This window comes from Arsenicicoccus dermatophilus (assembly GCF_022568795.1).
GTDB classification, from domain to species: Bacteria; Actinomycetota; Actinomycetes; order Actinomycetales; family Dermatophilaceae; genus Arsenicicoccus; species Arsenicicoccus dermatophilus.
This window is the reverse complement of sequence record NZ_JAKZHU010000001.1, coordinates 453,986-478,702: the sequence shown is the minus strand read 5'-3', so window position 1 is coordinate 478,702 and position 24,717 is coordinate 453,986. Positions and strand designations below refer to the sequence as shown.

At 70.8% G+C, this 24,717-nt stretch carries 22 protein-coding genes and 1 tRNA gene; 7 read left to right on the top strand and 16 right to left on the bottom strand.

The annotated features are described in order from the left end of the window. Positions 1-154 precede the first annotated feature (154 nt). Both MM438_RS02285 and MM438_RS02280 read right to left on the bottom strand, forming a co-directional pair. Positions 155-1,009, bottom strand: coding sequence for a DUF2325 domain-containing protein (locus tag MM438_RS02285; RefSeq protein ID WP_241450224.1), 855 nt, complete (start codon positions 1,007-1,009; stop codon positions 155-157). Continuing rightward, positions 1,006-2,619 (bottom strand): DUF3696 domain-containing protein, encoded by a 1,614-nt coding sequence (locus MM438_RS02280; RefSeq protein WP_241450222.1) that lies wholly within the window; start codon positions 2,617-2,619, stop codon positions 1,006-1,008. The genes MM438_RS02285 and MM438_RS02280 overlap by 4 nt, the downstream gene beginning before the upstream one ends. A 642-nt stretch (positions 2,620-3,261) precedes the next feature. On the opposite strand from MM438_RS02280, the gene MM438_RS02275 reads away from it, so the two are divergent. Next, positions 3,262-3,342 (top strand) — tRNA-Ser (locus MM438_RS02275). Between the two features lie 753 nt (positions 3,343-4,095). Here the strand turns inward: MM438_RS02275 and MM438_RS02270 are convergent. The 5 genes from MM438_RS02270 to MM438_RS02250 all read right to left on the bottom strand — a co-directional run bounded on the left by MM438_RS02270 (position 4,096) and on the right by MM438_RS02250 (position 8,199). Continuing rightward, positions 4,096-4,731, bottom strand: a complete 636-nt coding sequence (locus MM438_RS02270; RefSeq protein WP_241450219.1) for an SGNH/GDSL hydrolase family protein — start codon at positions 4,729-4,731, stop codon at positions 4,096-4,098. Between the two features lie 33 nt (positions 4,732-4,764). After that, entirely contained in the window at positions 4,765-6,405 is a 1,641-nt protein-coding gene (locus MM438_RS02265) for a protein kinase domain-containing protein (protein WP_241450204.1), read from the bottom strand. A 50-nt stretch (positions 6,406-6,455) separates the two neighbouring features. Continuing rightward, on the bottom strand, positions 6,456-7,217 hold the full coding sequence (locus MM438_RS02260; protein WP_241450188.1) for a hypothetical protein: 762 nt from the start codon (positions 7,215-7,217) through the stop codon (positions 6,456-6,458). 20 nt (positions 7,218-7,237) lie between these two features. Next, positions 7,238-7,918, bottom strand: coding sequence for a SatD family protein (locus MM438_RS02255; protein WP_241450186.1), 681 nt, complete (start codon positions 7,916-7,918; stop codon positions 7,238-7,240). Positions 7,919-7,989: 71 nt separating this feature from the next. Next, positions 7,990-8,199 carry a BldC family transcriptional regulator gene (locus MM438_RS02250; protein ID WP_241450177.1) on the bottom strand — a complete coding sequence of 70 codons (210 nt, stop codon included), beginning with the start codon at positions 8,197-8,199 and terminating at the stop codon, positions 7,990-7,992. Between the two features lie 392 nt (positions 8,200-8,591). Here MM438_RS02250 and MM438_RS02245 point away from each other — a divergent pair, with 392 nt between their 5' ends. Further along, positions 8,592-8,789, top strand: coding sequence for a DUF3073 domain-containing protein (locus MM438_RS02245; protein WP_241450163.1), 198 nt, complete (start codon positions 8,592-8,594; stop codon positions 8,787-8,789). A 159-nt stretch (positions 8,790-8,948) separates the two neighbouring features. Here MM438_RS02245 and purM read toward each other — a convergent pair whose 3' ends face one another. The 5 genes from purM to MM438_RS02220 all read right to left on the bottom strand — a co-directional run bounded on the left by purM (position 8,949) and on the right by MM438_RS02220 (position 13,383). After that, positions 8,949-10,061: a phosphoribosylformylglycinamidine cyclo-ligase gene (gene purM, locus MM438_RS02240; RefSeq protein WP_241450161.1), complete on the bottom strand. Its 1,113-nt coding sequence runs from the start codon at positions 10,059-10,061 to the stop codon at positions 8,949-8,951. Positions 10,062-10,243: 182 nt separating this feature from the next. Then, positions 10,244-11,743, bottom strand: coding sequence for an amidophosphoribosyltransferase (purF, locus tag MM438_RS02235; protein ID WP_241450160.1), 1,500 nt, complete (start codon positions 11,741-11,743; stop codon positions 10,244-10,246). 28 nt (positions 11,744-11,771) lie between these two features. Beyond that, a complete protein-coding gene (locus MM438_RS02230; protein WP_241450159.1) occupies positions 11,772-12,014 on the bottom strand; it encodes a hypothetical protein in 243 nt (80 codons plus the stop codon). A gap of 42 nt (positions 12,015-12,056) precedes the next feature. Then, positions 12,057-12,992, bottom strand: coding sequence for an LLM class flavin-dependent oxidoreductase (locus tag MM438_RS02225; RefSeq protein ID WP_277627908.1), 936 nt, complete (start codon positions 12,990-12,992; stop codon positions 12,057-12,059). A 1-nt stretch (position 12,993) separates the two neighbouring features. Continuing rightward, complete coding sequence (locus tag MM438_RS02220) at positions 12,994-13,383, bottom strand: sterol carrier family protein (protein WP_241450158.1); 390 nt, start codon at positions 13,381-13,383, stop codon at positions 12,994-12,996. A 149-nt stretch (positions 13,384-13,532) separates the two neighbouring features. Between MM438_RS02220 and MM438_RS02215 the strand changes: the two genes are divergently transcribed. From MM438_RS02215 to MM438_RS02195, 5 genes are all read left to right on the top strand, one after another. Next, the gene (locus MM438_RS02215; RefSeq protein WP_241450157.1) at positions 13,533-14,579 is read left to right on the top strand and encodes a zinc-dependent alcohol dehydrogenase family protein; all 1,047 of its coding nucleotides are present in this window, start codon (positions 13,533-13,535) and stop codon (positions 14,577-14,579) included. After that, positions 14,576-15,436 (top strand): spermidine synthase, encoded by an 861-nt coding sequence (locus MM438_RS02210; protein WP_241450156.1) that lies wholly within the window; start codon positions 14,576-14,578, stop codon positions 15,434-15,436. The genes MM438_RS02215 and MM438_RS02210 overlap by 4 nt, the downstream gene beginning before the upstream one ends. Positions 15,437-15,521: 85 nt before the next feature. Next, positions 15,522-15,968 (top strand): MarR family winged helix-turn-helix transcriptional regulator, encoded by a 447-nt coding sequence (locus MM438_RS02205; protein WP_241450155.1) that lies wholly within the window; start codon positions 15,522-15,524, stop codon positions 15,966-15,968. Between the two features lie 62 nt (positions 15,969-16,030). Further along, positions 16,031-16,558 (top strand): glutathione peroxidase, encoded by a 528-nt coding sequence (locus tag MM438_RS02200; RefSeq protein WP_241450154.1) that lies wholly within the window; start codon positions 16,031-16,033, stop codon positions 16,556-16,558. Next, positions 16,555-17,514, top strand: a complete 960-nt coding sequence (locus MM438_RS02195; protein ID WP_241450153.1) for an alpha/beta hydrolase — start codon at positions 16,555-16,557, stop codon at positions 17,512-17,514. The genes MM438_RS02200 and MM438_RS02195 overlap by 4 nt, the downstream gene beginning before the upstream one ends. Before the next feature lie 130 nt (positions 17,515-17,644). Here MM438_RS02195 and purL read toward each other — a convergent pair whose 3' ends face one another. The 4 genes from purL to MM438_RS02175 form a co-directional block, all read right to left on the bottom strand. Then, entirely contained in the window at positions 17,645-21,544 is a 3,900-nt protein-coding gene (gene purL / locus MM438_RS02190) for a phosphoribosylformylglycinamidine synthase (RefSeq protein ID WP_241450152.1), read from the bottom strand. Between the two features lie 52 nt (positions 21,545-21,596). Next, entirely contained in the window at positions 21,597-22,007 is a 411-nt protein-coding gene (locus MM438_RS02185; RefSeq protein WP_241450151.1) for a hypothetical protein, read from the bottom strand. Positions 22,008-22,085: 78 nt separating this feature from the next. Next, positions 22,086-23,453 carry a PAS domain-containing protein gene (locus MM438_RS02180; protein WP_241450150.1) on the bottom strand — a complete coding sequence of 456 codons (1,368 nt, stop codon included), beginning with the start codon at positions 23,451-23,453 and terminating at the stop codon, positions 22,086-22,088. A 349-nt stretch (positions 23,454-23,802) separates the two neighbouring features. Beyond that, the gene (locus tag MM438_RS02175; protein WP_241450149.1) at positions 23,803-24,708 is read right to left on the bottom strand and encodes a phosphoribosylaminoimidazolesuccinocarboxamide synthase; all 906 of its coding nucleotides are present in this window, start codon (positions 24,706-24,708) and stop codon (positions 23,803-23,805) included. Between the last annotated feature and the right edge of the window lie 9 nt (positions 24,709-24,717).

Here is a 24,717-nt window from a genome sequence, read left to right as displayed (position 1 = left end):
CGCGATCAGGAAGCGCACCTCCACTGCAGCCCATAGAAAGATCACTAAAAGGCTCGCAATCGAGCGTCGAATAAATCGGCCCACATAGGGAAGTTCAAATTTCTTGCAGGCACCACCTCAAGATCCACCGCAGCCATTAAGCGTCTATATACTTTTAAGTCTGGCCGCAGTCAAATGGTGCTTGAATTGACTCCCGAACCACGTGAAGAATCTTCCCGGGATACCTAGTTTGACGAAGTGGGATCTCGTTAGATCTGCAGGCTCTCTCCACTTCCTCAGACTCTGCGTGACTAATGAATCCAGTCACTAGAACTACAATAGTGTTCGAACCTCTACGCCCAGAGATCTTTTTGTCGATATCCCTAATATGCTTCTCCGGTTCGGACTCGAACCATCGAATGTCTTTGAAGTCGCAGATTCGCTTAATCTTGTCAAGCTTCGATGAGTCTATTTTTGCCCCAAAAATGAGGAGAGTCTTTCCTTTTGTCTCAGACTTAAGATGCTCACCCTCTTCGGAAGGTAACGATTCATTGGGCGCACGCAGGAGTTCGATCGTCACCGTAGGACTACCCAGGTCTGTGCACTGCACGGCCACAGAGGGGAGGGTCGTCCAAGTTCTCTCTGCGCAGGCTATCGCTAAGACGGTTTCTTTCCCCACCGCGCCTATATCCAGCTCTAGCGCCTCGCCGAATTCACGCTGGTCATCGTAGGGAGGGTCCAGGTGGACAATTTCCTGAGTACTACAGGGAGGTATCACCCTCTGCAGCAAAGAGGAAACCGCACGTTGACATTCATTTTTAACCTCGCGTGGGAAAATCGACCATGCGTGTGGGTACCCATGTTCGTTATAGAAGTTCGTGGCTAGGTCGAAAACGTTTTCTGAAACCCTGAGTCGATTGTCTACAGCCCACCCGGCGAGGCTGACCCAGAAATCCATTTGGTTATTCGCCTCTTGGCCATCGTCTGAGTCTTTGGGTATTAAGAGCGCAGGATCGGTCAAGATATTCATGAGCGTTTTCCATCTCGCTTGATGGCCTTAGAGATTGCATCGAGAATCAACGCGCCATCCTGCTCTTGGCTGTCAAAAAATCCTTCTGGCCACTCGGATAGGCTCCCTATACTGTTGAAATCGAGATGCTTTATCACAGAACTATCCGCCCTCTTCTCGACGAACAGCAAAGCTATCTGATCGGTAGCAATCCTCTTCTGTGCGACCCTAAGACGAACTCGAGTAACCATGTATTCACTATGTGTTTCCACAACGATTCTAAGGTCAGGTCGAGCAACAAGTAAAAAATCTGCGAGCCTGCTCTGAACAGCAGGATGCAGGTGGAGCTCAGGTTGCTCAATGAGGACCAGGGATCCTGGTTCGGCCGCAATAACCAGCAATAACACGGGAAGAATTTGACTGGCGCCCACTCCAATTGTCGTCAAATCACGCTCAGAGTCGCCAACTTTGAGTACAAACCCCTTTCCTAACTTACCCTGATCAAGGACTCGTACCTCATCTCCTAACTCCAAATACCTTATCCATTCAGCAAGAGCCCCACCAATCGTCATATCGGATATGATCCCGCGAGCATTAGCTACCGAAATGGTTCGATCTTTTACTGATGACAGATAGTCTGCGGCGTACTCGCCCCGTACGCCCACGGGAGTTGCCGGAGAAAGACTACCAGACGGAGAAATAACTCGCGGCTCGTCACGAAGCGGCCCTAAATATTTCACTTTGCTTGCAAAGTCCGACATTGATTCGGACAGAAAGATCAAGAATATGAGGACGTTGTCAAGACGGCCCAAGCGACCATCGCTCAGCGGCTTGAATGAAGTCTGAGATACGTTTATCGGCTCCCAACCCTGCTCGGCTATTCGATTAGCAATTTTCTCCAAAGTCTCATCATATTCGACATCGTCAAGAGACTCAAGGTCGCCCAGGATCCCCCATGGCCGTAGATGCATCGGCCTCTCTCTTAAGCCAAGATTCTTAAAAATCTCGGGATAGGCGGCCAGGTAATCCCTAAGATCATTTGCCCGATCTCGACGCGCGACTGACCGAGAAAGACGCTGGAGAAATTCGTCACGATTGAAGGGTGTAACTATCCATGAGGGTAACATTCCTCGGAAAATGATGTAACTTCGCGCCGGCGCACGGCTGCCGGCGATGGTCTTAATACGCAACACGCCGTCGCCGTGGAACTTGTCAATCAACTCCGCGCGAGTGGCTTGAGAAAGATAAGAATCGGTTGCCTCAAAAACTTTTTCATCTGGCAGGGAAGCCGTGAGATTGGACAGAAGTAGTTCGTCTCCGCCGCTCTTCAGTGACCATTGAAACTTCGCGGGCATCTTCTCGTCGGAACCAACAGGGACTGACACTCCAAACTCCATAGAGCTAGCCCCATCACGAATCGCATCGTCGGCGCTCCCAAAGCGTACCAATGGGCCGTTCAAAAGAAATACACCGCGGGCAATGCTTTGCGTCGCGAACAGAATCGATTGAATGAAACTGCTTTTTCCTGAGCTATTGGGACCGGTTATGAGATCTAATCGTCGCAGAGGGATTTTGGACTCTCCTAGAGACTTCAGATCTTTAACAAACCACTGGGCAACTCTGGCCACCATCTCGTCTCCCCCTAATTCCGTCGAGCAAACTTTGCTCGCACAGTTGCCTACATCGTAACTCTATACAGAGGGCTGAGTGAGGAGTTTCTGTACTGGTTCAAGGCGCGCCTTCGGCGCGCGGGCCCGTCCGCCTGCGGCGGCCGGCGCTGCGCTGCGGCCTGGCGGCCGTTCTCGCGCTCGGCCACCGCAGGCTCCCCGGGCCCACACATGACGAAGCGGCCCCCGGAACCGGTCAGGTCCGAAGGGCCGCTCAACGTCCAGAAGTCTCCACCACTCAGGGGCTCCGCCCCCGAACCCCCGGCCTCCCCTCTGAGATAGAGGACAGACTCACCAGGGGCACCCCATCGGTTCGGCCCCTACGGGCTATCGCGCCCACCACGGGGCAGCAAGCCCCCACTCCACCCAGGGCCGGGGTACGTGCTCCCGCACATGCGAACACCACCCCATCGACACCAGGGGCTTGCCACCCCGCCGCGGACACGATCACGGCTGACGCGCCGACCCGACGAGATGCCCCACAGGGAGAGCCATGCGGGGCCGACGCCCCGACCAGGACGACCATTGCTGCTAACAGACTGCTAACCAGAGGGTCAGAGAGGCCCGACAGCGCTGCACAGGCCCACGCGCTCGACCTGCACAAACGTCCAGGATGGACGTTCTGGACAGCCTGATTTGCAACTGAAAATCGGAAGGTCGGCGGTTCGACCCCGCCCCTGGCCACCACCCAGAACCCCAGGTCAGTCCCCATGCTGACGCTGGGGTTTCGTCGTCTCCGGGACAGGACTGCACAAGCCTGTGCTGACACGAGCCCGGCTCCCCCCATCGCCTGCGCGAAGGCATCCGCGGCACCGGCGGCCTGGTCCGCGAGGACGTGCGCGTAGACCCGCAGGGTGATCGAGGGATCGGCGTGACCCAGACGGGCGGACACGACGTGCACCGGCCAGAGCACGGTCAGCCTCCTGCCGGCGCTTGTGCTCACGCAGCACCGCCACCGTCCCCTCGTCGATGCTCACCGTGCGCTCCCGCCCGCCCTGGGTCGACCCCTCGACCCGCCTGCCGTCGACCACACCGACCGTTCCACGGTCACCACGTTCGTCTGCAGCCACCCGCTCGCCACCTCGTGGCGAGCCGGTCCGGTCCCTCAGGTCGCCCCGGGCCGGGACGTAGCCTTCCACGCACGGTCCTTCGCGCTCCGGCTCTCCTGCTCGCCCTCGGCATCGCCGTCATCGCGACCACGACGGTGCTGCTGGCGAGCAGGGTCGTTCCAGAGGTCCGCCGCGCGGTCGTGCTGGTCCGGGCCGGTCTGGTCGCCGTGCCGATGGGTGCCTTGGTGTGGCACGTCATGGGGTCTCGGTCGTCGTACGAGGGCGAGCGGCAGGGGCCGCGAGCCAGCTGACCGCGGGCCGTCGACCCAGCTCCTGGCCCGGCACCCACGTCCTGCGCGGGGGGAGGGACGAGAGGCGAGGGATCGGCGACTCAGGCTCCGGCCGCCATGGGGTCGACGTCCAGGTCGAGAGCCCGCAGGGTGGGCAGGATGCAGTCGGCGAGCGCACGATGCCCGGCGTCGTTGGGGTGTATGCCGTCCCAGCTCAGCAGGCGGGGGTCACCGTCGACCACGCGCCGGAACTCATCCACGTAGATCGCGCCGTACTCGGCACAGGCCCGCTCCACGTTGGCGATGATCCGCAGGCCGCGCCAGCCGAGGGCCGTTCCGCGGAAGTAGGTCACCGCCACGACGGGCACTCCTGGCAGTCCGATCGTCAGCTCCCGGAAGTCACGTCGGACGCACTCCTCGACCTGGTCGGCGTCGGCCTCGACGTACTCCAGGTCGTTGGCGCTCAGGCACACCACGACCGCGTCCGGGCCGAGCCGGACAGCAGCGTCCAGCAGGGTGGTGTCGGTGGTGGAGGCGGTCAGCTGGCCGGCGGCGTCCCGTGGTCCTCGACGTCGGCAGAAGCCCATCCCGTCCAAGGCGAGGTTGACCTCGCGCCAGCCGAGCTCGGCGCACACGAGACTGCTCCACCGACGCTGGGGGGCCGAGATGCCGCGCCAGCCGGTGACGATGGAGTCGCCGTAGAAGACCACCGTGGGAAACCCTCGAGCCGGAGGCATGGGCGCAGGTTAGCAGCGGCCCGCCGGCGTCGGTCAGGCAGGTGGCAGCAGCTGGTTCACGGCGTTGAGCGCACCTGTCACCAGCGTCTCGGTGCCGTCGTCGACGACGCCCTGCTCAGCAGCCTCGCGGAGGGTCGAGTCCAGCTCGCCGATCGCGTCCCGTGCCGCCGCCGCATCTGCCTTGTCCACCGCGCCGGACAACCGGTCGAGGGTGCTGTTGACGTCGCGCTCCAAGGGCTTGGGCAGGGTGGCCGCGTCCACGGCCTGGCGGAGGGCGCCGACCGATGCGGTGGCCGCGGTGGTCCAGGTGGGATCCGGGGTCGGGCTCACGTCTGTGGGGGTGTCCGTGGGAGTCCTCGGCGTCTCCGTCACGGTCACGGTGGGCCGCGTGGTGGCGGTCCTCGTGTGCGCGGGGCTGGTGCGGCGGGGCCTGCGGGTGGTGGTCGTGGCCGTCGGCGTGGGTTCCTCGGTCGTGGTGGTGGCAGTGGTGACCGCCGGGACCGGGGTCGTGGTGGGGGCAGGCGTCGCGGGGGTGCCGGTGCCCGACAGGATCCCCAGCTTCCACAGCAGCCCGACCGTCGCCGCCAGGAGCAGGAGGACGAACAGGAGCGCTGCCAGCCCACCGCGACGTCGCCGCGGCTCCGGCACGACCCCCGCGGTCCCGGTCATGGGCTGCGGCGTGGCGCCGGTCGTGGGGTGCGTGGCGGGAACCGTCACCGGCCCCGCAACCTGCGCCGCGCCGGTCGTGGGAGGGCGGACCGGGGCGCCTCCGGCACCGGCCGAGGGGGGCAGCACGGTCGTGGCCGCGGCTGCGCCGGCCTGCGGCAGCACCGTGGTCCGGGGGGCCACACCTCGGCGGATGGCCGCGATCCGGGCAGCCACGTCACCGGCGCTGGCGGGGCGCTCCTCGGGGCGCTTGGCGAGCAGCTGGGCGACCAGGTCGTCGACGGCGGCCGGGACGCCGGGGCGCAGGTCGGAGGGACGCGGCGGGGTCGCACTGAGGTGCTGGTGCAGGATCGCCAGGGCATGCTCGCCCTCGAACGGCGGCTCTCCCGTCAGCAGCGCCATGAGCACGCACCCGAGGGAGTACAGGTCGCTCTGCGGGCTCGCGATCCCGCCCGTCGCCTGCTCGGGCGACAGGTAGGGGGCACTGCCGATGACCATGGCCGTGGCGGTGAGTCGGCTGGTGCGCGCCTGGTCCAGGCGGGCGATGCCGAAGTCCACGATCTTGAGCGCCCCGCGGGCGTCGAGCATGAGGTTGCTCGGCTTGATGTCGCGGTGCACGATCCCGGCCCGATGGGCGGCCCCGAGCGCCGAGGCGGTGTCCTGGGCATGCTCCAGCGCCTGGTCCACCGGCAGAGGGCCCTCGTCCTGGACCAGCTCCTCCAGGCTCGGTCCGGCGAGCAGCTCCATCACGAGGAAGGCCGTGGTGCCGTCCATCCCGTTGTCGAAGATCGTGACGATGTTGGGGTGGGACAGGGCGGCGGTCGCCTGGGCCTCCTGCTGGAAGCGGGCCGCCGCTACGTCGTCGCCGGCCGCGGCCAGGTCGACGGTCTTGACCGCGACCTGCCGCTGCAGTCGCAGGTCGTGCGCCGACCACACCTGTCCCATGCCGCCGCGACCGATGGAGCGGTCCAGTCGATAGCGTCCCGCCAGCACCGTGTCTGCACTCATGGGGTCATTGTCACAAACCTCGCTGGTGATTCTGCGCCACACCCGCCCTGTCATCGGAGGGTGAGCAGCACCGATCCCAGAGCGACGAGCCAGGAGGTGAAGGTGCCCAGGAGGAAGTACTCGGTCACCGTGTCGATCCGCTGTCCGGCACCTCGCTGGTCCTGCAGCTCGGGGAACCGCAGCAGGCCCTTGGCCGCGACCACCACTGCGGCCGCCGTCGGCTGGCCGGCCAGGGCCAGGACGACGAGGAAGAGCCGCTCCATCGGGCCGAGCCAGCGCCCGCCGCGCAGGACACCGGGCTCCCGATGGGCTCCGGCGGCGTCGAGGACGAGCCGCACGACGACGTTGCCGGTACCCACCTGCGCCACGACGACGGCCAGGACCATGAGCGCCCGCGTCGGCGGCACCGTGGCGAGCGACGCCAGCCCCAGCCCGCGCCACCACCGGGCGAGAGGGCCGGCCACGGCCGGGTCCAGGCCGGCCACGGCGAAGCCGACGACGACGGTCACGAGGAGCACCGCGAGGGCCGCGGGCCGGTGCGGGTCGGCCGGGTGGGCGGACGACTCCTCCCCCGCCCCCGCCGCGACGGCCGCGGTGGAGGTGTGCGCCCAGCCGACGAGCAGGGCGGCCATCAGGGGCAGGGCCACCAGGCGCAGCCCACCGTCGATCCCCGCGAGCAGCCAGACCACGAGGAGCACCGGCACGCCCAGGGCGGCGGGCCACCACCAGCGCCGGTGGGGGTCCAGCTCCGCCCCCGGGCGCAGGAGGTCACCGAGACCGGCCGCGAGCAGCCACATGGCGAGGAAGGTCACGAGCGCTCCCCACGGTCGGGTCAGGCAGGCCGGTCGGCCTCCCGCAGCAGGCGATGGGCCTCGATCACCGCAGCCAGCCCGCCCCGGGAGACGATCTGGGACACGGCGGACTGGGTGATGCCCTCCTGCTTCGCGATCATTGTCTGGGTCAGGTCCGACAGACCCCCCAGGAGCACCCTCCTGGCGCGATCGTCGAGCGCGGCCACGACCTCGTCCCGCAGCACGAGCACGGCCCGTATGCCGGCTTCGCCGTCCGCGGACGCTCCCGGCCCGTGGGCATACCAGCTGCGGCAGGACCGGGTCGCCGGCCGCGCGCCCCGCCGCTCGGCCTCCTCGATCGCCTGGCGCGCGGCCCACCACGCCGGGCCGTCCTGCAGCGGTGGGGTGCGTGTGCCGTCCAGGACCTGCACCCGCCCGCGCCCGAGGCCGCACCGCGCGTCCACGTCGGGGAGCAGCAGCAGCCGCACGACCAGGGACGCCAGGACCGCATCGCCCGCCGTCGCGTAGACCCCCTGGAACTCGTCCCCCACCGTCACCGTCGGCGCCATCACGGCCGGCACCAGGGCCTCGGTCCGCGCCAGCGCCCGCACCACCGTCTCGTGCAGGGCCATCCGGTCGCCGGCCGCGCGGGACCGCACGAGGTCGCCGAGCATGACGTACGCGTCGTCGAGGAGCGCGGCCCCGGACTGCTGCCCTGACATGTCCGCAAGTGTAGCCAAGAGCGCCTCGGCTATCAGTTGATCACTGATAACCGAGGCGCCATAAGGTGGGGTCAGTGGGCGAGTCGGGTGCCCTCCCCGACCCCCTCGAGGAGCGCGCGGATCTCCGTCTCCCGGTACCTGCGGTGCCCGCCCAGGGTGCGGATCGAGTTGAGCTTGCCGGCCTTGGCCCACCGGGTGACCGTCTTGGGGTCCACCCGGAAGAGCTCGGCCACCTCGGCCGGCGTCAGCAGCTTCTCGCCGTCCTGATCGCGCTGCGGCATGTGTACTCCCCGTGCTCTGGGGGACGTGCGTCCCCGTCGTGTGGACTCTCCGGCCACTCCGTTACCAAGTCACTCTCAGTAGTCGAAGACAGGTACGAAGCGTCCCTTTGACTCGAAACGCTACTACTGAATGTAACGTATGAGCGATGTTTGTGTAATCTTACCCCCATATGGGGGTAACTAGTGCGCTCGGCATCACTGCCAGATAGCCGCCACTTGTCACTCAGAGTATTCAAGCGCCACTCCATCCCTCGGCGCGGCTGCGCACCAGACCTTCGCAGCATGTACCGTGTCCCTCACGAAGACACGAGATTCCCGGGGTCGCTCCGCTCGCCACGACGTCAGTCGCGGCCGGCGATGCTGCTCCGGCAGACGCGCGAGGGGGTCACGCCATGGGGCGCGGCCGGGCCAAGGCCAAGCAGACAAAGGTCGCCCGGGAGCTGAAGTACTTCACTCCCGACACCGATCTGAGTGCTCTTGAGCGAGAACTGCACGCATCGTCGCAGCGTGAGTCGGGCGAGACCCGCACCACGCAGGACGACGAGGACGACTACGACGACTACGACGGCTGGGCAGCCAGCGGGCGCTGACGCCCGTCCCGATGCCTGACCGATCGCGGCCTCGGGCCAGCGATCTCCGGCCTCGGAGGTCGCGATCCCTTCGCCTCGACGACAGTGGGGAGGGCGTCACCCGCGGGTGACGCCCTCCCCACTGTCGTGCCTGGCGAGCGTCGCGACCGTCGGCGCTCGTCAGCCGGCATACGCCCCGAGGAGCTGGACGGCGCCGCCGTCCACCCCCTTGGCACCGTGCACGACCTCGTGGCCCTCGGCAGGCGTGACGCTCCCCCGGTCCGCGACCCGGCCCATCACCCACGCCGGCAGGTCACGCTCGGCGCACACCGCCAGCGCGCGGTCGACCGACTCCTCGGGCAGCACCGCGACGAAGCCCACGCCCATGTTGAGGGTGCGCTCCAGGTCGGCCTGCGGCACCTGCCCGAGGCGCTGCACGAGCTCGAAGATCGGCGCCGGCGTCCAGGTCGAGCGGTCCAGGGTCGCCAGGACGCCCTGCGGCAGGACCCGGGCGAGGTTGGCGGCCAGCCCGCCACCGGTGACGTGGGAGAGGGCGTGGATGTCGACGCCCTCGGCGCGGATCAGCGCCAGCAGGTCGCGGGAGTAGACCCGGGTGGGCGTCAGCAGCGACTCCCCCAGCGTCGCGCCGAGCTCGGCCACGGGCCGCTCGTAGTCCCACCCGGCGGCCGAGAAGACCCGGCGCACCAGGGAGTAGCCGTTGGAGTGCAGGCCGGAGCTCGCCATCCCGAGGACGACGTCGCCCGCGCGGACCCGCTGGGGTCCGAGCACCTCGTCGTGCTCCACCACCCCGGTGGCCGCCCCGGCGCAGTCGTACTCGTCCGGGTCGAGCAGGCCCGGATGCTCGGCGGTCTCCCCGCCGACGAGGGCCACCCCCGCCTGCTCGCAGGCCGCCGCGATGCCGGACACGATGGCGGCGATGCGCTCGGGCACGACCTTGCCGGTGGCGATGTAGTCGGTCATGAACAGCGGCTCGGCCCCGCACACCACGATGTCGTCGACGACCATGCCGACCAGGTCGAAGCCGATGGTGTCGTGGCGGTCCATCGCCTGGGCGATCGCGACCTTGGTGCCGACCCCGTCCGTGGAGGTCGCCAGCACCGGGCGCCGCATCCCGGCCAGCGCGGACGCGTCGAACATCCCGGCGAAGCCGCCGAGCCCGCCCAGCACCTCCGGGCGGGTGGCGCGGCGCACCGAGTCCTTCATCAGCTCGACGGCGCGGTCACCGGCCTCGACGTCGACGCCCGCGGACGCATAGGTGATGGGCTCGCTCATGGGTGGGGCCTTTCTGCGGAGGGGCAGTCATCGGTATGTCGGGAAGCACGGGCTCGGGGTCGCCCACCGGTCGACCGACCGGCGAGGACGGTTCGTCCGCCGGACCGTCCGGCGGCAGGCCGTCCGAGGCCGGTCCGTGCACGCCGGCCTGGGCGACGAGAGACCTCTCGGACGACGATCGCTCAGACGGTGGCACCGCGCGGGGTGTCGGCCTCGTGCGGGGTGCCCAGGACCTTCTCCTGGTCGCGGGGAACGCCGAGGGGATACTCCCCCGAGAAGCACGCGGTGCACAGCCGGTCGCGGGGCTGCTCGGTCGCGCCCACCATGCCCTCCTCGCTGATGTATCCGAGACTGTCGGCACCGATCGCCTGGCGCACCGCCTCCACGTCCAGACCGGTCGCGATCAGCTCGGCGCGGCTCGCGAAGTCGATGCCGTAGAAGCACGGCCAGCGCACCGGCGGCGAGGAGATGCGGACGTGCACCTCCGCGGCGCCGGCCTCGCGCAGCATCCGGACCAGCGCCCGCTGGGTGTTGCCGCGGACGATGGAGTCGTCCACGACCACCAGGCGCTGGCCCTTGATGACCTCGCGCAGGGGATTGAGCTTGAGCCGGATGCCCAGCTGCCGGATCGTCTGCGAGGGAGCGATGAAGGTGCGGCCGACATAGGCGTTCTTGACCAGCCCCTGGCCGTAGGCGATGCCGGACTGCTCGGCATACCCGATCGCCGCAGGCGTCCCCGACTCGGGCGAGGGCATCACCATGTCGGCCTCGACCGGGTGCTCCTGGGCCAGGCGGCGACCCATCTCGACGCGGGCGGCGTGGACCCCGCGCCCCGCGATGGTGGTGTCCGGGCGGGCGAGGTAGACGTACTCGAACACGCAGCCCTTGCGGACCGGCTCGGCGAAGGACTGCGCCCGCAGCCCCGACTCGTCGATGACGACCAGCTCGCCGGGCTCCACCTCGCGCACGAAGCTCGCACCCACGATGTCCAGCGCCGCCGTCTCCGAGGCCACGACCCAGCCGCGCTCCAGGCGGCCGATGACGAGCGGGCGGACCCCCTGCGGGTCTCGCGCGGCATACAGGGTCTGCTCGTCCATGAAGACGAAGCAGTAGGCGCCCTTGATCAGGGGCAGGTCCGCGAGGGCGGCCTCCTCGAGGGAGACGTCCTCGCCGCGGCTGCCGAGCAGCGAGGTGACGATGGCGGTGTCGGTGGTGTTGCCACGGCGCATCTCCCCGCCCGCGTCGCCGAAGCCGTCGACGTGGCGGGAGGCCAGGACCTCGCGCAGCTCCTCGGTGTTGATGAGGTTGCCGTTGTGGGCGAGCGCGATGGTGTGGTGCTCGGTGCCGCCGAGCGTGGGCTGGGCGTTCTCCCAGCGGCTGGCGCCGGTCGTGGAGTAGCGCGTGTGCCCGATCGCCAGGTGCCCGGTCAGCGAGCCGAGGGAGGTCTCGTCGAAGACCTGCGAGACCAGGCCCATGTCCTTGTAGACGAGCATCCGCGAGCCGTCGGAGGTGGCGATCCCCGCCGACTCCTGGCCGCGGTGCTGCAGCGCGTAGAGCCCGTAGTAGGCGAGCTTGCCGACCTCCTCGCCGGGCGCCCAGACCCCGAAGACGCCGCAGGCGTCCTGAGGGCCGGACTCTCCGGGAAGGATGTCGTGATTGAGTCGACCGTCACCTCGTGCCACGGCGCCAGTGTCCCACAGCGTCGAGGGGTCACCCCTGCCGGTCGAGCAGCAGCGCGGTGATCGCCCCCAGCAGACCACCCAGGCCGCCGCCGACGACGGCGAAGTACATGAGCACGCGTCCGAGCCCGTAGGTCGCGTGCGAGGGGTCCATCCGGGCCTCGGAGATCATCGCCAGACCAGTGGCGAGGATCACCCCCAGCACGGCCCCGGTGATGATGAAGCGGGAGAAGCTGGGCTGGCCCCGACGGGGGCGAGGCGCGGGGTCGGTCACGGCAGGCAGTCTACCGAGGGACGGCCGGCTGGGCGGGCTCGCTCAGCGGCCGAGCAGCCGGGAGGCCACCTGCGCGAGGACCCGCTCGTCCCCCGCACAGGGTCCTTCGGGCCGCGGCCAGTGGGTGATGACGTCGGTGAAGCCCAGCGCGCCGAGCCGGCCCACGACGTCCTCGAAGCGGTCGGCCGACTCCAGCGCGAAGCGGTGCGCCGGGTCGGCGTGGACGTAGCGACGGAAGCCCGCGGGCGGGGCGAGCTCGTCCAGGCGGCCCGAGAGCTCGCGCAGGCTGCGCCACCAGGCATCCTCGTCGTCCCCGTGCAGCCCCGTCGTCACCCAGGCGTCCCCGAGCTCCACGGCCAGGCGCTGGGCGCGTGGCCCGTTGCCCGCCATGACGAAGGGTGGCCGGCAAGCAGGCACCGGGAGGGTGCGCACGTCCACGCACGTGAAGTACGTGCCCCGGTGGTCGACGTGATCCTCCCGCAGCAGCCGGTCGAGCAGCCGCGCGAACTCCTCGAAGCGGTCGACCCGCTGCCGCACGGTGAGCTCGGGCCCACCGAGCTTGCGGGAGTCCAGCTCGCCGCCCGTGCCCAGGCCGAGCAGCAGCCGGCCCTCGGACACGTCGTCGAGAGACAGCACGTCGCGCACGAAGGCGCCCGGGTGGCGGAAGTTCGGGCTCGCCACGAAAGTCCCCAGCCGAGCCCGCGAGGTCACCAGCGCCGCGGCGGTCAGCGTGGACACGGTGGAGAACCACGGCGCGTCCGGCAGGCCCGACCAGGTGAGGTGGTCGTAGGTCCACAGGTGGTCCCAGCCCATGTCGTCGGCTGCCCGCCACCGCGGCTCGGCGTCGCGCCAGCGGTGCTCGGGCAGGATCGTCAGACCCAGGCGTATGCCGGGGCGGGGCGGCGCCTCGCCGGCGTGCGTCGCCGGGTGCGTCCCGGCAGCAGCGGTCTCGGCGGCGTCCGTGCCGACGGTGGTCATCTCAACCCTCCCGGGGGATCGACGGGGGGGGGACCAGGGGCAGCAGCGAGCCGATCGCCGAGCGCTGGCCGCTCGCCCGCACCAGCCCCCCGGCCACCGCGTCGTCCCAGGCCAGGGCGCCGGTCGCCACCCGTAGCCAGGTCGCCGCGTCGGTCTCCACCACGCTCGGCGGGGTGCCGCGCGTGTGCACCGGACCCTCGACGCACTGCACCGCCCCGAAGGGCGGCACCCGCACCTCCAGGCTGCGGCCGGGGTGCCGCTGCTCCAGCTCCTCCAGCAGGTGGCGCACCGCGGTGGCGGTGGTGGAGCGGTCGGCGGCATCGGGCCCGGCGAGCCACCGGACCAGCGCCTCGCGGCCCTGGGCGACGGGGATGCGGCGGCGGGGAGGCATGGGTCCGATCCTGTCAGACGAGCGGGCGTGCCGGGACTCTGGCCGCAGGCCGCGGCATACGGCCGCTGCTGTCCCCTGCCGTGGCGGGCCGAGGGGTTCGCCCGTGGTCAGGACGGGCACCGGCAGACCCTGCGTGGAACCATGAGGGCATGCGCGCCACGATGATCCACGCCCCGCGAGACATCCGCCTCGAGCAGGCACCCGACCCCGCCGTGCTCGCCCCCACCGACGCGGTCGTGCGCGTGGTGCGGTCCTGCATCTGCGGCTCCGACCTGTGGCCCTATCGTGGGGTCAACCCCACCGACGAGCCCCACCCGATCGGGCACGAGTACGTCGGGGTGGTCGAGAAGGTCGGGTCCGACGTGGCCACCGTGTCCGTCGGCCAGTTCGTCGTGGGCGGGTTCACCTACTCCGACAACACCTGCGAGATCTGCCGCGAGGGCATGCACAGTGCCTGCGAGCAGGTGGGCTACTACGGATCCCCCGACCGCCAGGGCCGGCCCGTCGGTGGCTGCCAGGCCGAGCTGCTGCGCGTCCCCCTGGCCGACGGCACCCTCGTGGCCACCCCCGAGCGGCCCTCCGAGGAGCTGCTGCCGTCCCTGCTCACCCTGTCCGACGTGATGGCCACCGGCTGGCACGCGGCCGTGTCCGCCGGGGTGCGCGACGGCGGCACGGTGGCCGTCGTGGGTGACGGCGCCGTCGGCCTGTGCGCGGTGCTCGCCGCCCGCGAGCTGGGCGCCTCCCGGATCATCGCCATGTCCCGGCACGCCTCGCGCCAGGAGGTGGCGCGGGCCTTCGGCGCGACCGACGTGGTCGAGGAGCGCGGCGACGAGGGAGCCGAGCGGGTGCGTGAGCTCACCGGAGGCCACGGGGCGCACCACGTGCTCGAGTGCGTCGGCACCAAGGACTCGATGGCCCAGGCCTTCGCCTCGGCGCGGCCCGGCGGGCAGGTCGGCTTCGTCGGGGTGCCGCACGGCGGGGAGGCGCCGATGGAGCGGATGTTCCGCAAGAACGTCTCCCTCGCCGGCGGCATGGCCCCGGTCCGGCGCTACCTGCCCGACCTGCTCGGGCGGGTGCTCTCCGGCGCCATCGACCCGGGCCGCGTCTTCGACCTCACCCTGCCGCTGGACCAGGTGGCCGAGGGCTATCGCGCGATGGACGAGCGGCGGGCGATCAAGGTCCTGCTGGAGCCGTGAGCGACGAGGAGGGCGTTCTCGGCATCCGGCTGGACTGGCTGGACGGACGGGTCGGACGCGCCGCCACCGTGATGCGCGACGGGCACCCCCAGTCCTTCGTCGACCTGGACGACCCGACGGTGCTGGCCTTCGAGTACGTGCAGCACTTCGCGTGCGTCCTGGACGCGCTGCCGCCCGGGCCGCTCGGCGTCACCCACGTCGGTGGGGCCGGGCTGTCCCTGGCGCGCTACGTCGAGGCCACCCGGCCGGGATCGCCGCAGATCGTCCTCGAGCCGGACGCCGAGCTCACCGAGGTGGTGCGCCGCGAGCTGCCCCTCCCCCGACGGCACCGGATCCGGGTGCGCCCGGTCGACGGGCGGTCCGGGGTGGCGGCGCTGCGCGACGGGTCGGCCGACGTCGTCGTGGTCGATGCGTATGCCGACGGGCGGGTGCCCGCCGACCTGGGGACCGTGGAGTTCCTGTCCGACGTGGCCCGGGTGCTCTCCTCCTCGGGCGTGGTCCTGCTCAACCTCGCCGACGAGCCCGCGGGCCGCTACGTCGCGGCGGTGGCTGCGGGAGCGTCGGCCGCCGGGCTCGGGCAGCAGTGCGTGCTCGCGACCCACGACGTGCTCAAGGGGCGCAGGTTCGGCAACGCGGTGCTGGTGGCCTCCGCATCACCGCTGGACCTGGACGAGGTCCGGCGACGGGTGGCGCGGTCCCCCTTCCCCACCGGCGTCCGCTCCGGCGCCGAGCTGGCCCGCCGGGTGCGGTCGGTGCGGTTGCTGCGCGACGCCGACGTGGACCCGGCGCTCGGCGGTGACCCCGCGGTGGGCCGCTCCCCGGCGCCCCCGTCGCTCGGGAGCTGGCGGCTGCGTTGACGGGCGGCGGCCCGGTCGGCCTCCGGCCGGGCGGCAGGTCGCCATATAGGTTGCACACAACTCAATCGCGTGCAATCTTTATCCCGTGACCCCCGACCTGACCCTGGACCACCAGCTCTGCTTCGCGCTGTACGCCGCGGCGCGCGCCACCCAGGCCGCCTACCGCCCCGTGCTGGCCGACCTCGACCTGACCTACCCGCAGTGGCTGGTCCTGCTGGCACTGTGGGAGCAGGACGACGTGACCGTCCGCGACCTCGGTGATCGGCTCCGGCTCGACAGCGGCACCCTCTCCCCGCTGCTGCGGCGGCTGGAGACCCGCGGCGCCATCACCCGTCGGCGCCAGGGTCACGACGGGCGCCAGGTCCACATCCGCCTCACCGACGAGGGCCGGGGCCTGCGCGCGCGAGCCGGCGAGGTGCAGGAGTGCCTGGCCGGGTCCGTCGACCTGACCCTGGCGGAGCTGACGACCCTGCGCGACCTCGCCCACCGGCTCGTCGAGTCCGCCTCCCGACCCCGCGGGGCGACCGCCTGACGAGCCCGACCCACCAACCCACCAACCACCGCACCACAGCCACCACCCCGGGAGGACCCGAGATGACCACGCTGCACGACTTCCACGCCACCACCCTGACCGGTGAGGACCGCGACCTCGGCGACTACGCCGGCCAGGCCGTCCTGGTCGTCAACACGGCCAGCAGGTGCGGGCTCACCCCGCAGTACCAGGGCCTGCAGGAGCTCTACGACGCCTACGCCGACCGCGGCCTGGTCGTCCTCGGCTTCCCGTGCGACCAGTTCGCCCACCAGGAGCCCGGCGACGCCGACGAGATCGGTGAGTTCTGCACCCGCAACTACGGGGTGACCTTCCCGATGTTCGCCAAGGTCGACGTCAACGGCAAGGACGCCCACCCGCTGTGGCGCTGGCTGCGCTCCGAGCGCGGCGGCCTGCTCGGCGACGCCGTGAAGTGGAACTTCACCAAGTTCCTCGTGGACCCGCAGGGCCGCGTCGTCGAGCGCTACGCCCCCACCACGGCGCCCGGGGAGCTGCGCACCGACATCGAGCGGGTGCTCCCCGCCGCGGCCGACGCCACGGGCACCGCCGACGCGCCGACGCCCACCGAATGACCCGGCTGGACCTGCGGGTCCGGTTGCTCGGGGCGGCGCTGCGGACCGTGTCGGTCAGCCGGTCCACGCCTGAGCAGGTCATCGCCCGACAGGGGCTCGGCCCGGGTCACCACCCGCTGACGGACCGCCTCTTCGGCGGCCTGCTGCCCGCGGTGACGGTGACCGACATCGCCATACCGGCCGGTGACCATCAGGTGCCTGTGCGGGTCTACCGCCCTGACCGCGACGGCACCCTGCCCCTGGTGCTGCTCGTCCACGGCGGCGGGTGGGTGGCCGGCGACCTGGACGGCTACGACTGGATCGGCAGCTCGGTCGCCACCGGTGTCGGCGCGGTCGTGATATCGGTCGACTACCGCCTCGCCCCCACGCACCGCTGGCCCGTCGCCGCCGAGGACTGCTACGCCGCGCTGCTCGCCGCGGTCACCCGCGCCGCCGAGTGGGGCGCCGACCCGACCCGGCTCGCCGTGATCGGCGACAGCGCCGGGGGCAACCTTGCCGCCGTGCTCACCCTCATGGCCCGTGACCGCTCCGGGCCGGCGATCGCCGCGCAGGTGCTGGTCTACCCCTCGACCGACCTGGACTCCGAGACCCGGTCCATGGTCGACGACGCCCACGCCCCGATCCTCGACCAGCGCGAGGCACTGGTCTACCGCGACCTCTACGTCCCGCGCGAGCAGGACCGCACCCATCCCTACGCCTCGCCAGCCCGCGCCGCCGACCACCGGGGCCTGCCCCCGGCGCTGGTGCAGGTGGCCGAGCACGACCCGCTGCGCGACGACGGCCTGCGCTACGCCGCGCTGCTGCGCCAGGCTGGTGTCCCCGTGCGGGAGACGACCTACGTCGGGATGCCGCACGGCTACCTGTCCTTCCCCGGGGTCTGCCGCGGCGCACCCCAGGCCATGGCCGAGATCACCGGTTTCCTCCAGGACCGGCTGGGCACGCGTCCGCGCCTCTAGGTGGCCGGCGAGGGCACCGACGGCTGGACCATCACCGCCCACGAGCCGCGGCCCACCGAGGAGGGCGGGCCCCGACTCGTGGCACGCCGACCGACGTCGTCGGCCGCCGGCGTCCGGACCAGCTCGCCGCTCAGCCGACGACGGCGCGGGCGTTGCGGAACATCCGCAGCCAGGGGCTCTCCTGCTCGACCGGACCGTCGGTCCACGACAGCTGCACGTTGCGCTGCACCCGCTCGGGGTGCGGCATCATCGCGGTGAACCGACCGTCCGCCGTGGTGACCGCGGTCAGTCCGTCGGGGGACCCGTTGGGATTGGCCGGGTAGCCCATCGCCGGCGCCCCCGCGTGGTCGACGAACCGCATGGCCCGGGTCACGTCGGCGAGCGAGCCCTGCCGCGAGAAGTCGGCGCGACCCTCCCCGTGGGCGACGGCGATGGGCAGGCGCGAGCCCGCCATACCGCCGAAGAAGATCGACGGCGACTCCACCACCTCGACCTGGGACAGCCGCGCCTCGAACTGCTCGGAGCGGTTGCGCGTCCACCGCGGCCAGGCCTCGGCGCCCGGGATCATCGGCGCGAGCTCGCCGAACATCTGGCAGCCGTTGCAGATCCCGAGCCCGAAGGTATCTGCCCGCTCGAAGAACTCGCGGAACTGCGTCTCCAGTCGCGGGTCGAAGATCACCGACCGGGCCCACCCGGCACCGGCGCCGAGGGTGTCGCCGTACGAGAAGCCTCCGCAGGCCACGAAGCCCGCGAAGTCACCCAGGTGCGCCCGCCCGCTCTGCAGGTCGGTCATGTGCACGTCGTGCGCCTCGAAGCCCGCCCGGTCGAAGGCGAAGGCCGTCTCCACGTGGGAGTTGACGCCCTGCTCGCGCAGGACGGCGACCTTGGGCCGTGCCCCTCGCGAGAGGTATGGCGCCGCGACGTCCTGCGCCGGGTCGAAGGTCAGCGTCACCGACAGCGGGGACGGGGCGGCTCCCACCGTGGCGTGCTCCTCGTCCGCGCAGTCGGGGTTGTCCCGCAGCCGGCAGATGCGCCAGGACACCTCGTCCCAGGCCTGGGCCAGGTCGCGCAGCGGCTCGTCGAGCAGGGGGCGGCGGTCCGGGGTCTGCAGGACGCGGACCTGGGCGTCGTCGGTCGTGCGACCGGCGACGCGGGACAGCTCGCCGAGCCCGTGGGCGTGCAGGATCTCCAGGACGCGCCCGGCGTCGTCGACGGCGCAGCCGAGCACGACACCCAGCTCCTCGGCGAACAGCGCCGGCACGGAGGGCACCTCGAGCTCCAGGCCGACGGCCCCGGCGAAGGCCATCTCGCAGGCCGTGGCCCACAGCCCGCCGTCGGAGCGGTCGTGATAGCTGGTGACCAGACCCGCGGCCCGCAGCTCGTCGAGGGCGGCGGCCAGCGCGACGAGCCGCGCCGGGTCGTCGAGGTCCGGCACGGTCTCGCCGAAGGCGCCGCTGACCTGGGCCAGCATGGAGCCGCCGAGCCGGTCGCGGCCGGCGCCGAGGTCGACGAGCACCAGGGCCGAGTCGGGTCGCAGCTGCGGGGTGAGGGTGCCGCGCACGTCCTCCGTCGAGGCGAAGGCGGTGACGACGAGGGACACCGGCGAGGTGACCTGCCGGGCCTCGCCGGCCGGACCGGTCCACCGGGTGCGCATCGACAGCGAGTCCTTGCCGACGGGCACGCCGATCCCGAGGGCCGGGCACAGCTCCAGGGCGACGGCCGCGACGGTGTCGTAGAGCGCGGCGTCCTCGCCCTCCTCGCCGCAGGCGGCCATCCAGTTGCAGGAGAGCTTGACCCCGGGCAGGGAGACGGGGGCGGCCAGCAGGTTGGTGATCGCCTCCGCCACCGCCATCCGCCCGGACGCGGGGGCGTCGACGGCGGCCAGCGGCATCCGCTCGCCGGAGGCCATCGCCTCGCCGGCGAGACCCACGAGGTCGCCCAGGGTCACGGCCACGTCGGCCACCGGCACCTGCCAGGGCCCCACCATCTGGTCGCGGTGGGTGAGACCGCCGACGGTGCGGTCGCCGATGGTGACGAGGAAGCGCTTGGACGCGACCGTGGGGTGGCGCAGCACGGCATACGCCGCCTCTCGCACGTCCAGCGCCTCGACGTCGAGCGGGTCGCCCTGACGGGCCACGCGCGTCACGTCGCGGGTCATCCGCGGCGGCTTGCCGAGCAGCACCTCCATCGGCAGGTCGATCGGCCGGTCGGCCGGGTCCTGCGCGAGCGGCTCGCCCACCCGGTCGTCCGAGAGCACCAGGCGGCCCTCGTCGGTGGCGACGCCGACCACGGCGCAGGGGCACCGCTCCCGGTCCGCGAGCGCGGTGAGCAGGGGCAGCGACTCCGGCGCGATCGCGAGCACGTAGCGCTCCTGCGACTCGTTGCACCAGATCTCCTTGGGCGCCAGGCCGCTCTCCTCCAGCGGCACCGCCGCGAGGTCGAAGCGCGCGCCCAGGCCGGCGTCGTCCACCAGCTCGGGGAAGGCGTTGGACAGACCGCCCGCCCCCACGTCGTGGATCGCCAGGATCGGGTTGCCCTCGCCGAGCGCCCAGCAGTGGGTGATGACCTCCTGCGCGCGACGCTCGATCTCGGGGTTGCCGCGCTGCACCGAGTCGAAGTCCAGCTCGGCGGCGTTGGCCCCGGCGGCCAGCGAGGATGCCGCGCCGCCGCCCATGCCGATCCGCATGCCCGGACCGCCCAGCTGGACGAGCAGGGTGCCGGCCGGGAACCGCACCTTCTCGGTCTGCGAGGCCGAGATCGTGCCCAGGCCCCCGGCGCTCATGATCGGCTTGTGGTAGCCGCGCCGCACCCCGTCGACGGTCTGCTCGTAGACCCGGAAGAAGCCGCCCAGCGCCGGCCGCCCGAACTCGTTGTTGAACGCCGCCGCCCCGATCGGTCCCTCGACCATGATCTGCAGCGGGCTGGCCAGGTGCTCCGGCGCCCCGAGATCCTCGCGCTCCCAGGGCTCCTGGGTGCCGGGCAGCCGCAAGTTGCTCACCGCAAAGCCGCTCAGCCCGGCCTTGGGCGCCGACCCGCGACCGGTCGCCCCCTCGTCGCGGATCTCGCCGCCCGCGCCCGTCGCCGCCCCGGGGAACGGCGAGATCGCCGTCGGGTGGTTGTGGGTCTCGACCTTCATCAGGACGTGCACGTCCTCCTCGACCGGGCCGTAGGCCGAGGGGAGGTCGTGCTCGCCCGGCAGCCAGCGGGTGCGCCGCCCGCCCGCCATGATCGAGGCGTTGTCCTTGTAGGCCACGATCGTGCCCTGGCCGTTGACCTCCTCGGTGCGTCGGATCATCGCGAACATCGACCGGGTCTGCGGCTCGCCGTCGATGACGAAGTCGGCGTTGAAGATCTTGTGGCGGCAGTGCTCGGAGTTGGCCTGCGCGAACATCATCAGCTCGACGTCGGTGGGATTGCGCCGCAGCCCGGTGAACGCGTCGACGAGGTAGTCGATCTCGTCGTCGGACAGGGCCAGCCCGAAGCGTGCGTCGGCCTCGCGCAGCGCCTCGGCGCCGCGGGCGAGCACGTCGACGTGCTCCATCGGCTCGGCCTCGCGCTCGGCGAACAGCCCGGTCACCTCGTCGCGGGAGGCCATCACCGTCTCGGTCATCCGGTCGTGCAGCACCGCCGCGGCACGCACCCAGTCCTGGGCCGACAGCTCCTCGGGGGCCCGCAGCCGCACCTCGAGGACCCGCTCCACGCGGTGCACGTCCAACCCGCAGGAGTGGGCGATGTCGGTGGCCTTGGAGGCCCAGGGCGACACCGTGCCCAGCCGAGGTGCGACGACCACCAGGGTGCCGTCGCCGGGGCCCGGGACCACCGGGTCGCCATACGTCAGCAGCTGCTCCAGGGTCTGCCGCTGCGCCGCGGTCAGCTCGCTCTCGCTCGCCACCCAGTGCACGAAGCGGGTCTCCAGCCCCGACACCTGGGGAACGGCGGCCTGCACCCGGGTGAGCAGGGCGGCGGCACGGAAGTCGGAGAGGGCCCGACCACCCTCGACGACGGTGAGCACGAGGTCGTGCGAGGTCATGGCTTCTCCTGAGAAAGGCGCGTGGGAGCGCTCTCAGGCTACCGGAGCCCGGTCAGTCGTCCTCGCCCGTGTAGACGCCGGTGCCGAAGCCCTCGACCCGCTGGTCCAGGGCGACGTCCGCGTGGCCGTGCCGGCGCCCGACGTGCTCGCCGGCGCCGGTCGGGATGGGTGCGATGGCGCCGATGCCCTCGGCGTAGACCTCGTCCCACTCGTCCATCGACCCGACCACGACGGTGGAGCCCTCGCCGTGGACCCCGGTGACCTCGTAGCCCTCCCCCACGAGCCGGGCGCCGAGCTCACGGGCCCGGGCCAGGTGCGCCTCGGTGACCGGGCCCTCCACGCTCAGCAGCAGGCGCTTGCCCTCCCGCACCCGGGTGAACTCCGCGAAGCCCTGGTCAACGGCGCGGGCGCGCCCCTCGGGGCTCTCGGCGGTGGGCATGGCGTTGACGACGATGCGACCCATGCCCCGAGGATATCCGGGGCGGGTCGCATCGTCCTGGCGGGGTGAGCCCCCGCGTGCCGGCGGTATGCCGAGAAGCCGTCAGCCCTGGGCCAGGTCCGCGCGGATCGCGTCGATGTCTCCGCGGATCGCCTGCTCGTCGAAGGGGATGTCCAGCAGCCGCAGGCGCGCCGCGAGCGACGAGAGCTGCTCGAGCTCGCTGAAGCCCTGCTGGGTCTGGGCCTCCATGGACGCGGTGGCCTCGGCCATCTGGTCGGTGACACCGCTCTCGGCGCACATGTCCTGCCACTTGTAGAGCGGGCGACGGAAGCGGTCGACCTCGCGCACGGCAGCCCGGATCTGGTCCGGCACCACGCCCATCTGCTCGCGCACCTCCCGCACGTCGGTCGCCACGGCCTGGGCGCCCTCCCCGAGCGCCTCGCACAGCAGCCGCATCGACTCGCGGGTGTCCCTGATGTCCTCGGTGGGCCGGTTGCCGTCGATCAGCTCGGCGGCGAAGGTGCCCACCATGATGTTGTGCAGCCGCAGCAGGGCGATGCGCAGCCGCATCCGCCCGACCTGGTCCTCCAGGGAGCTGAGCCGCGGGGAGAGCTCGGTGAGCTCGCCGGAGGCCGAGCCGGCCCGCTCACCCATCTCCTCGGCGAGGGTGACCAGCTCCGGTGCCTGCTCGCTGACGGAGGCGGCACCCTCCCGGGCCGAGCGCATCACGGAGGCAAGGCGCTCGATGGTGGGGGTGGCGGTGGCCGCGGTGGCCCGGAGCTCACCGGCCACGGCGGCGTACTCGTCGAGCTGGTCGACCAGCAGGGCGGTCTCGTCGTCGAGGGCGTGCATGCACTCGAGGATGTCCGCCAGGGGCCCGGTGGCCTCCGGACGCTGGGGCAGGCCCTCGCTGTAGAGCGCGTGCTGCGCCATCTCCGCGGGCAGGGTGGTCCGGGTGAAGGCCTCGAAGGAGGGGATCCCGAGGGAGGACAGCCCGTGGGCCAGCGTCTCGGCGCCCTTGACGGCGGCGTCGTGGCGGGAGGCACCCTCCTCGCGGGCCCGCCGCTCGGCCGGGTTGGCGAAGTGGTAGAGGTTGCGCGAGGCGTCCCAGAAGTCCTTGGCCAGCGGACGCATCCGGACCGACAGGAAGCCCTCGCCGAGCGGCAGCAGGGTCGCGAAGACCCAGTAGCTGCCGCCGTCCTTGGCGAGGTTGTTCACGTAGGCGCAGGCCGGTCGTCCGGCCAGGAGCTCGTCCCAGACGAGCTTGAAGGCGCCGCCGGGCATGTCGGGGTGCCGGACGATGTTGTGGGGAGACCCGACCAGCTCCTCGTGCGTGTAGTGCGACAACCGCACGAAGGTCGAGTTGGCCTGCTCGATGACACCCTTGCGGTCGGTCGTCGAGAAGAACAGCTCGTCGACGCCGAAGTGATGCTCGGCACCCGTGGGCTGGACGGCGGACTGCACCGACATGTTGGGACTCCCGTGATCTGGTGTGACGCTCCCGGCAACGCGCGTTGACCGCCATCTGCAGGGACGGCCCGGGCCGGGCGCGTGCCTGAGCCTACTCAGCAGTCAGCACAGAGTGTTATCCGAGCGCGAGTCGTACACCCGCACGGACGACGCATCACCATTCTGGTAACGGCCAGGGGCACAGCGTGGCATCGGAGATGGATTCAGGTGACAGATTGCGTCCAACTCCCAGAACCGCGCCCACCTTCCGCCCCCGCCTTCCCCCAGGCCGGAGCACGAGCAGCGACCATGGCCACGGTGCGGTGCGGCGGGTCCCGTCGGCGGGACCCGCCGCACCGCACCGAGTCGTTCAGGCGGAGAAGGTCCGGCCCGTGAGCGCCTCGTAGGCCTCGACGTACTTGGCGCGGGTGCGCTCGATGACCTCCGCGGGCAGCGCCGGCGGCTGCTCCCCCGAGCGGCGGTCCCAGCCGGACCGGTCCGAGGTCAGCCAGTCGCGGACGTACTGCTTGTCGTACGACTCCTGCGCGCTGCCCGGGCGCCAGGACGCCGCAGGCCAGAAGCGGCTCGAGTCCGGCGTCAGCACCTCGTCGGCCAGGACGACCTCGGGCTCGCCGCCCTCGACCGGCCGCAGGCCGTACTCCACCTTGGTGTCGGCGAGCAGGATGCCGCGCTCGCGGGCGATGTCGTTGCCCCGGGCCAGGATCCGCGTGGTCAGGTCCCGCAGGCGCGCCGCGAGGGGAGCCCCCACCTGCGCCTCGACCTCGGCATAGGTCATGGGCTGGTCGTGCTCGCCCACCGGGGCCTTGGTGGTGGGGGTGAAGATCGGCGACGGCAGCTCGGAGCCGTCGGTGAGCCCCTCGGGGAGCGCGACGCCGCACACCGATCCGGCGGCGCGATACTCCTCCAGCCCGCCCCCGGTGAGGTAGGCCCGGCCGATGCACTCCACCGGCACCATGTCGAGCCGCTCCACGAGCACGGCCCGCCCGGCGACCTCACCCGGCACGTCCGTGGAGACGACGTGGTTGGGCACCAGGTCCTGGAGCTGCTCGAACCACCACAGGCTGAGCTGGGTGAGCACCGCGCCCTTGTCGGGGATCGGCGTCTCGAGCACGAAGTCGTACGCCGAGATGCGGTCGCTGGCCACGAGCAGCAGCCGGTCCTCGCGGGGCGCGCCGTCGTCCCCGAGCGGCGCGTAGAGATCACGGACCTTGCCGGAGTAGACGTGGGCGTAGCCGGGCAGCAGGGGCGCGGTCATCGAGGGGCC

Coding starts and splice junctions, on each gene's coding strand:
- MM438_RS02185 (WP_241450151.1), bottom strand. CDS start 22,007: ATGGGTCGCATCGTCGTCAACGCCATGCCCACCGCCGAGAGCCCCGAG.
- purM (WP_241450161.1), bottom strand. CDS start 10,061: ATGAGCGAGCCCATCACCTATGCGTCCGCGGGCGTCGACGTCGAGGCC.
- MM438_RS02280 (WP_241450222.1), bottom strand. CDS start 2,619: ATGGTGGCCAGAGTTGCCCAGTGGTTTGTTAAAGATCTGAAGTCTCTA.
- MM438_RS02175 (WP_241450149.1), bottom strand. CDS start 24,708: ATGACCGCGCCCCTGCTGCCCGGCTACGCCCACGTCTACTCCGGCAAG.
- MM438_RS02250 (WP_241450177.1), bottom strand. CDS start 8,199: ATGCCGCAGCGCGATCAGGACGGCGAGAAGCTGCTGACGCCGGCCGAG.
- purL (WP_241450152.1), bottom strand. CDS start 21,544: ATGACCTCGCACGACCTCGTGCTCACCGTCGTCGAGGGTGGTCGGGCC.
- MM438_RS02220 (WP_241450158.1), bottom strand. CDS start 13,383: ATGCCTCCCCGCCGCCGCATCCCCGTCGCCCAGGGCCGCGAGGCGCTG.
- MM438_RS02200 (WP_241450154.1), top strand. CDS start 16,031: ATGACCACGCTGCACGACTTCCACGCCACCACCCTGACCGGTGAGGAC.
- MM438_RS02180 (WP_241450150.1), bottom strand. CDS start 23,453: ATGTCGGTGCAGTCCGCCGTCCAGCCCACGGGTGCCGAGCATCACTTC.
- MM438_RS02285 (WP_241450224.1), bottom strand. CDS start 1,009: ATGAATATCTTGACCGATCCTGCGCTCTTAATACCCAAAGACTCAGAC.
- MM438_RS02245 (WP_241450163.1), top strand. CDS start 8,592: ATGGGGCGCGGCCGGGCCAAGGCCAAGCAGACAAAGGTCGCCCGGGAG.
- MM438_RS02215 (WP_241450157.1), top strand. CDS start 13,533: ATGCGCGCCACGATGATCCACGCCCCGCGAGACATCCGCCTCGAGCAG.
- MM438_RS02265 (WP_241450204.1), bottom strand. CDS start 6,405: ATGAGTGCAGACACGGTGCTGGCGGGACGCTATCGACTGGACCGCTCC.
- MM438_RS02270 (WP_241450219.1), bottom strand. CDS start 4,731: ATGCCTCCGGCTCGAGGGTTTCCCACGGTGGTCTTCTACGGCGACTCC.
- MM438_RS02225 (WP_277627908.1), bottom strand. CDS start 12,992: ATGACCACCGTCGGCACGGACGCCGCCGAGACCGCTGCTGCCGGGACG.
- MM438_RS02195 (WP_241450153.1), top strand. CDS start 16,555: ATGACCCGGCTGGACCTGCGGGTCCGGTTGCTCGGGGCGGCGCTGCGG.
- MM438_RS02255 (WP_241450186.1), bottom strand. CDS start 7,918: ATGTCAGGGCAGCAGTCCGGGGCCGCGCTCCTCGACGACGCGTACGTC.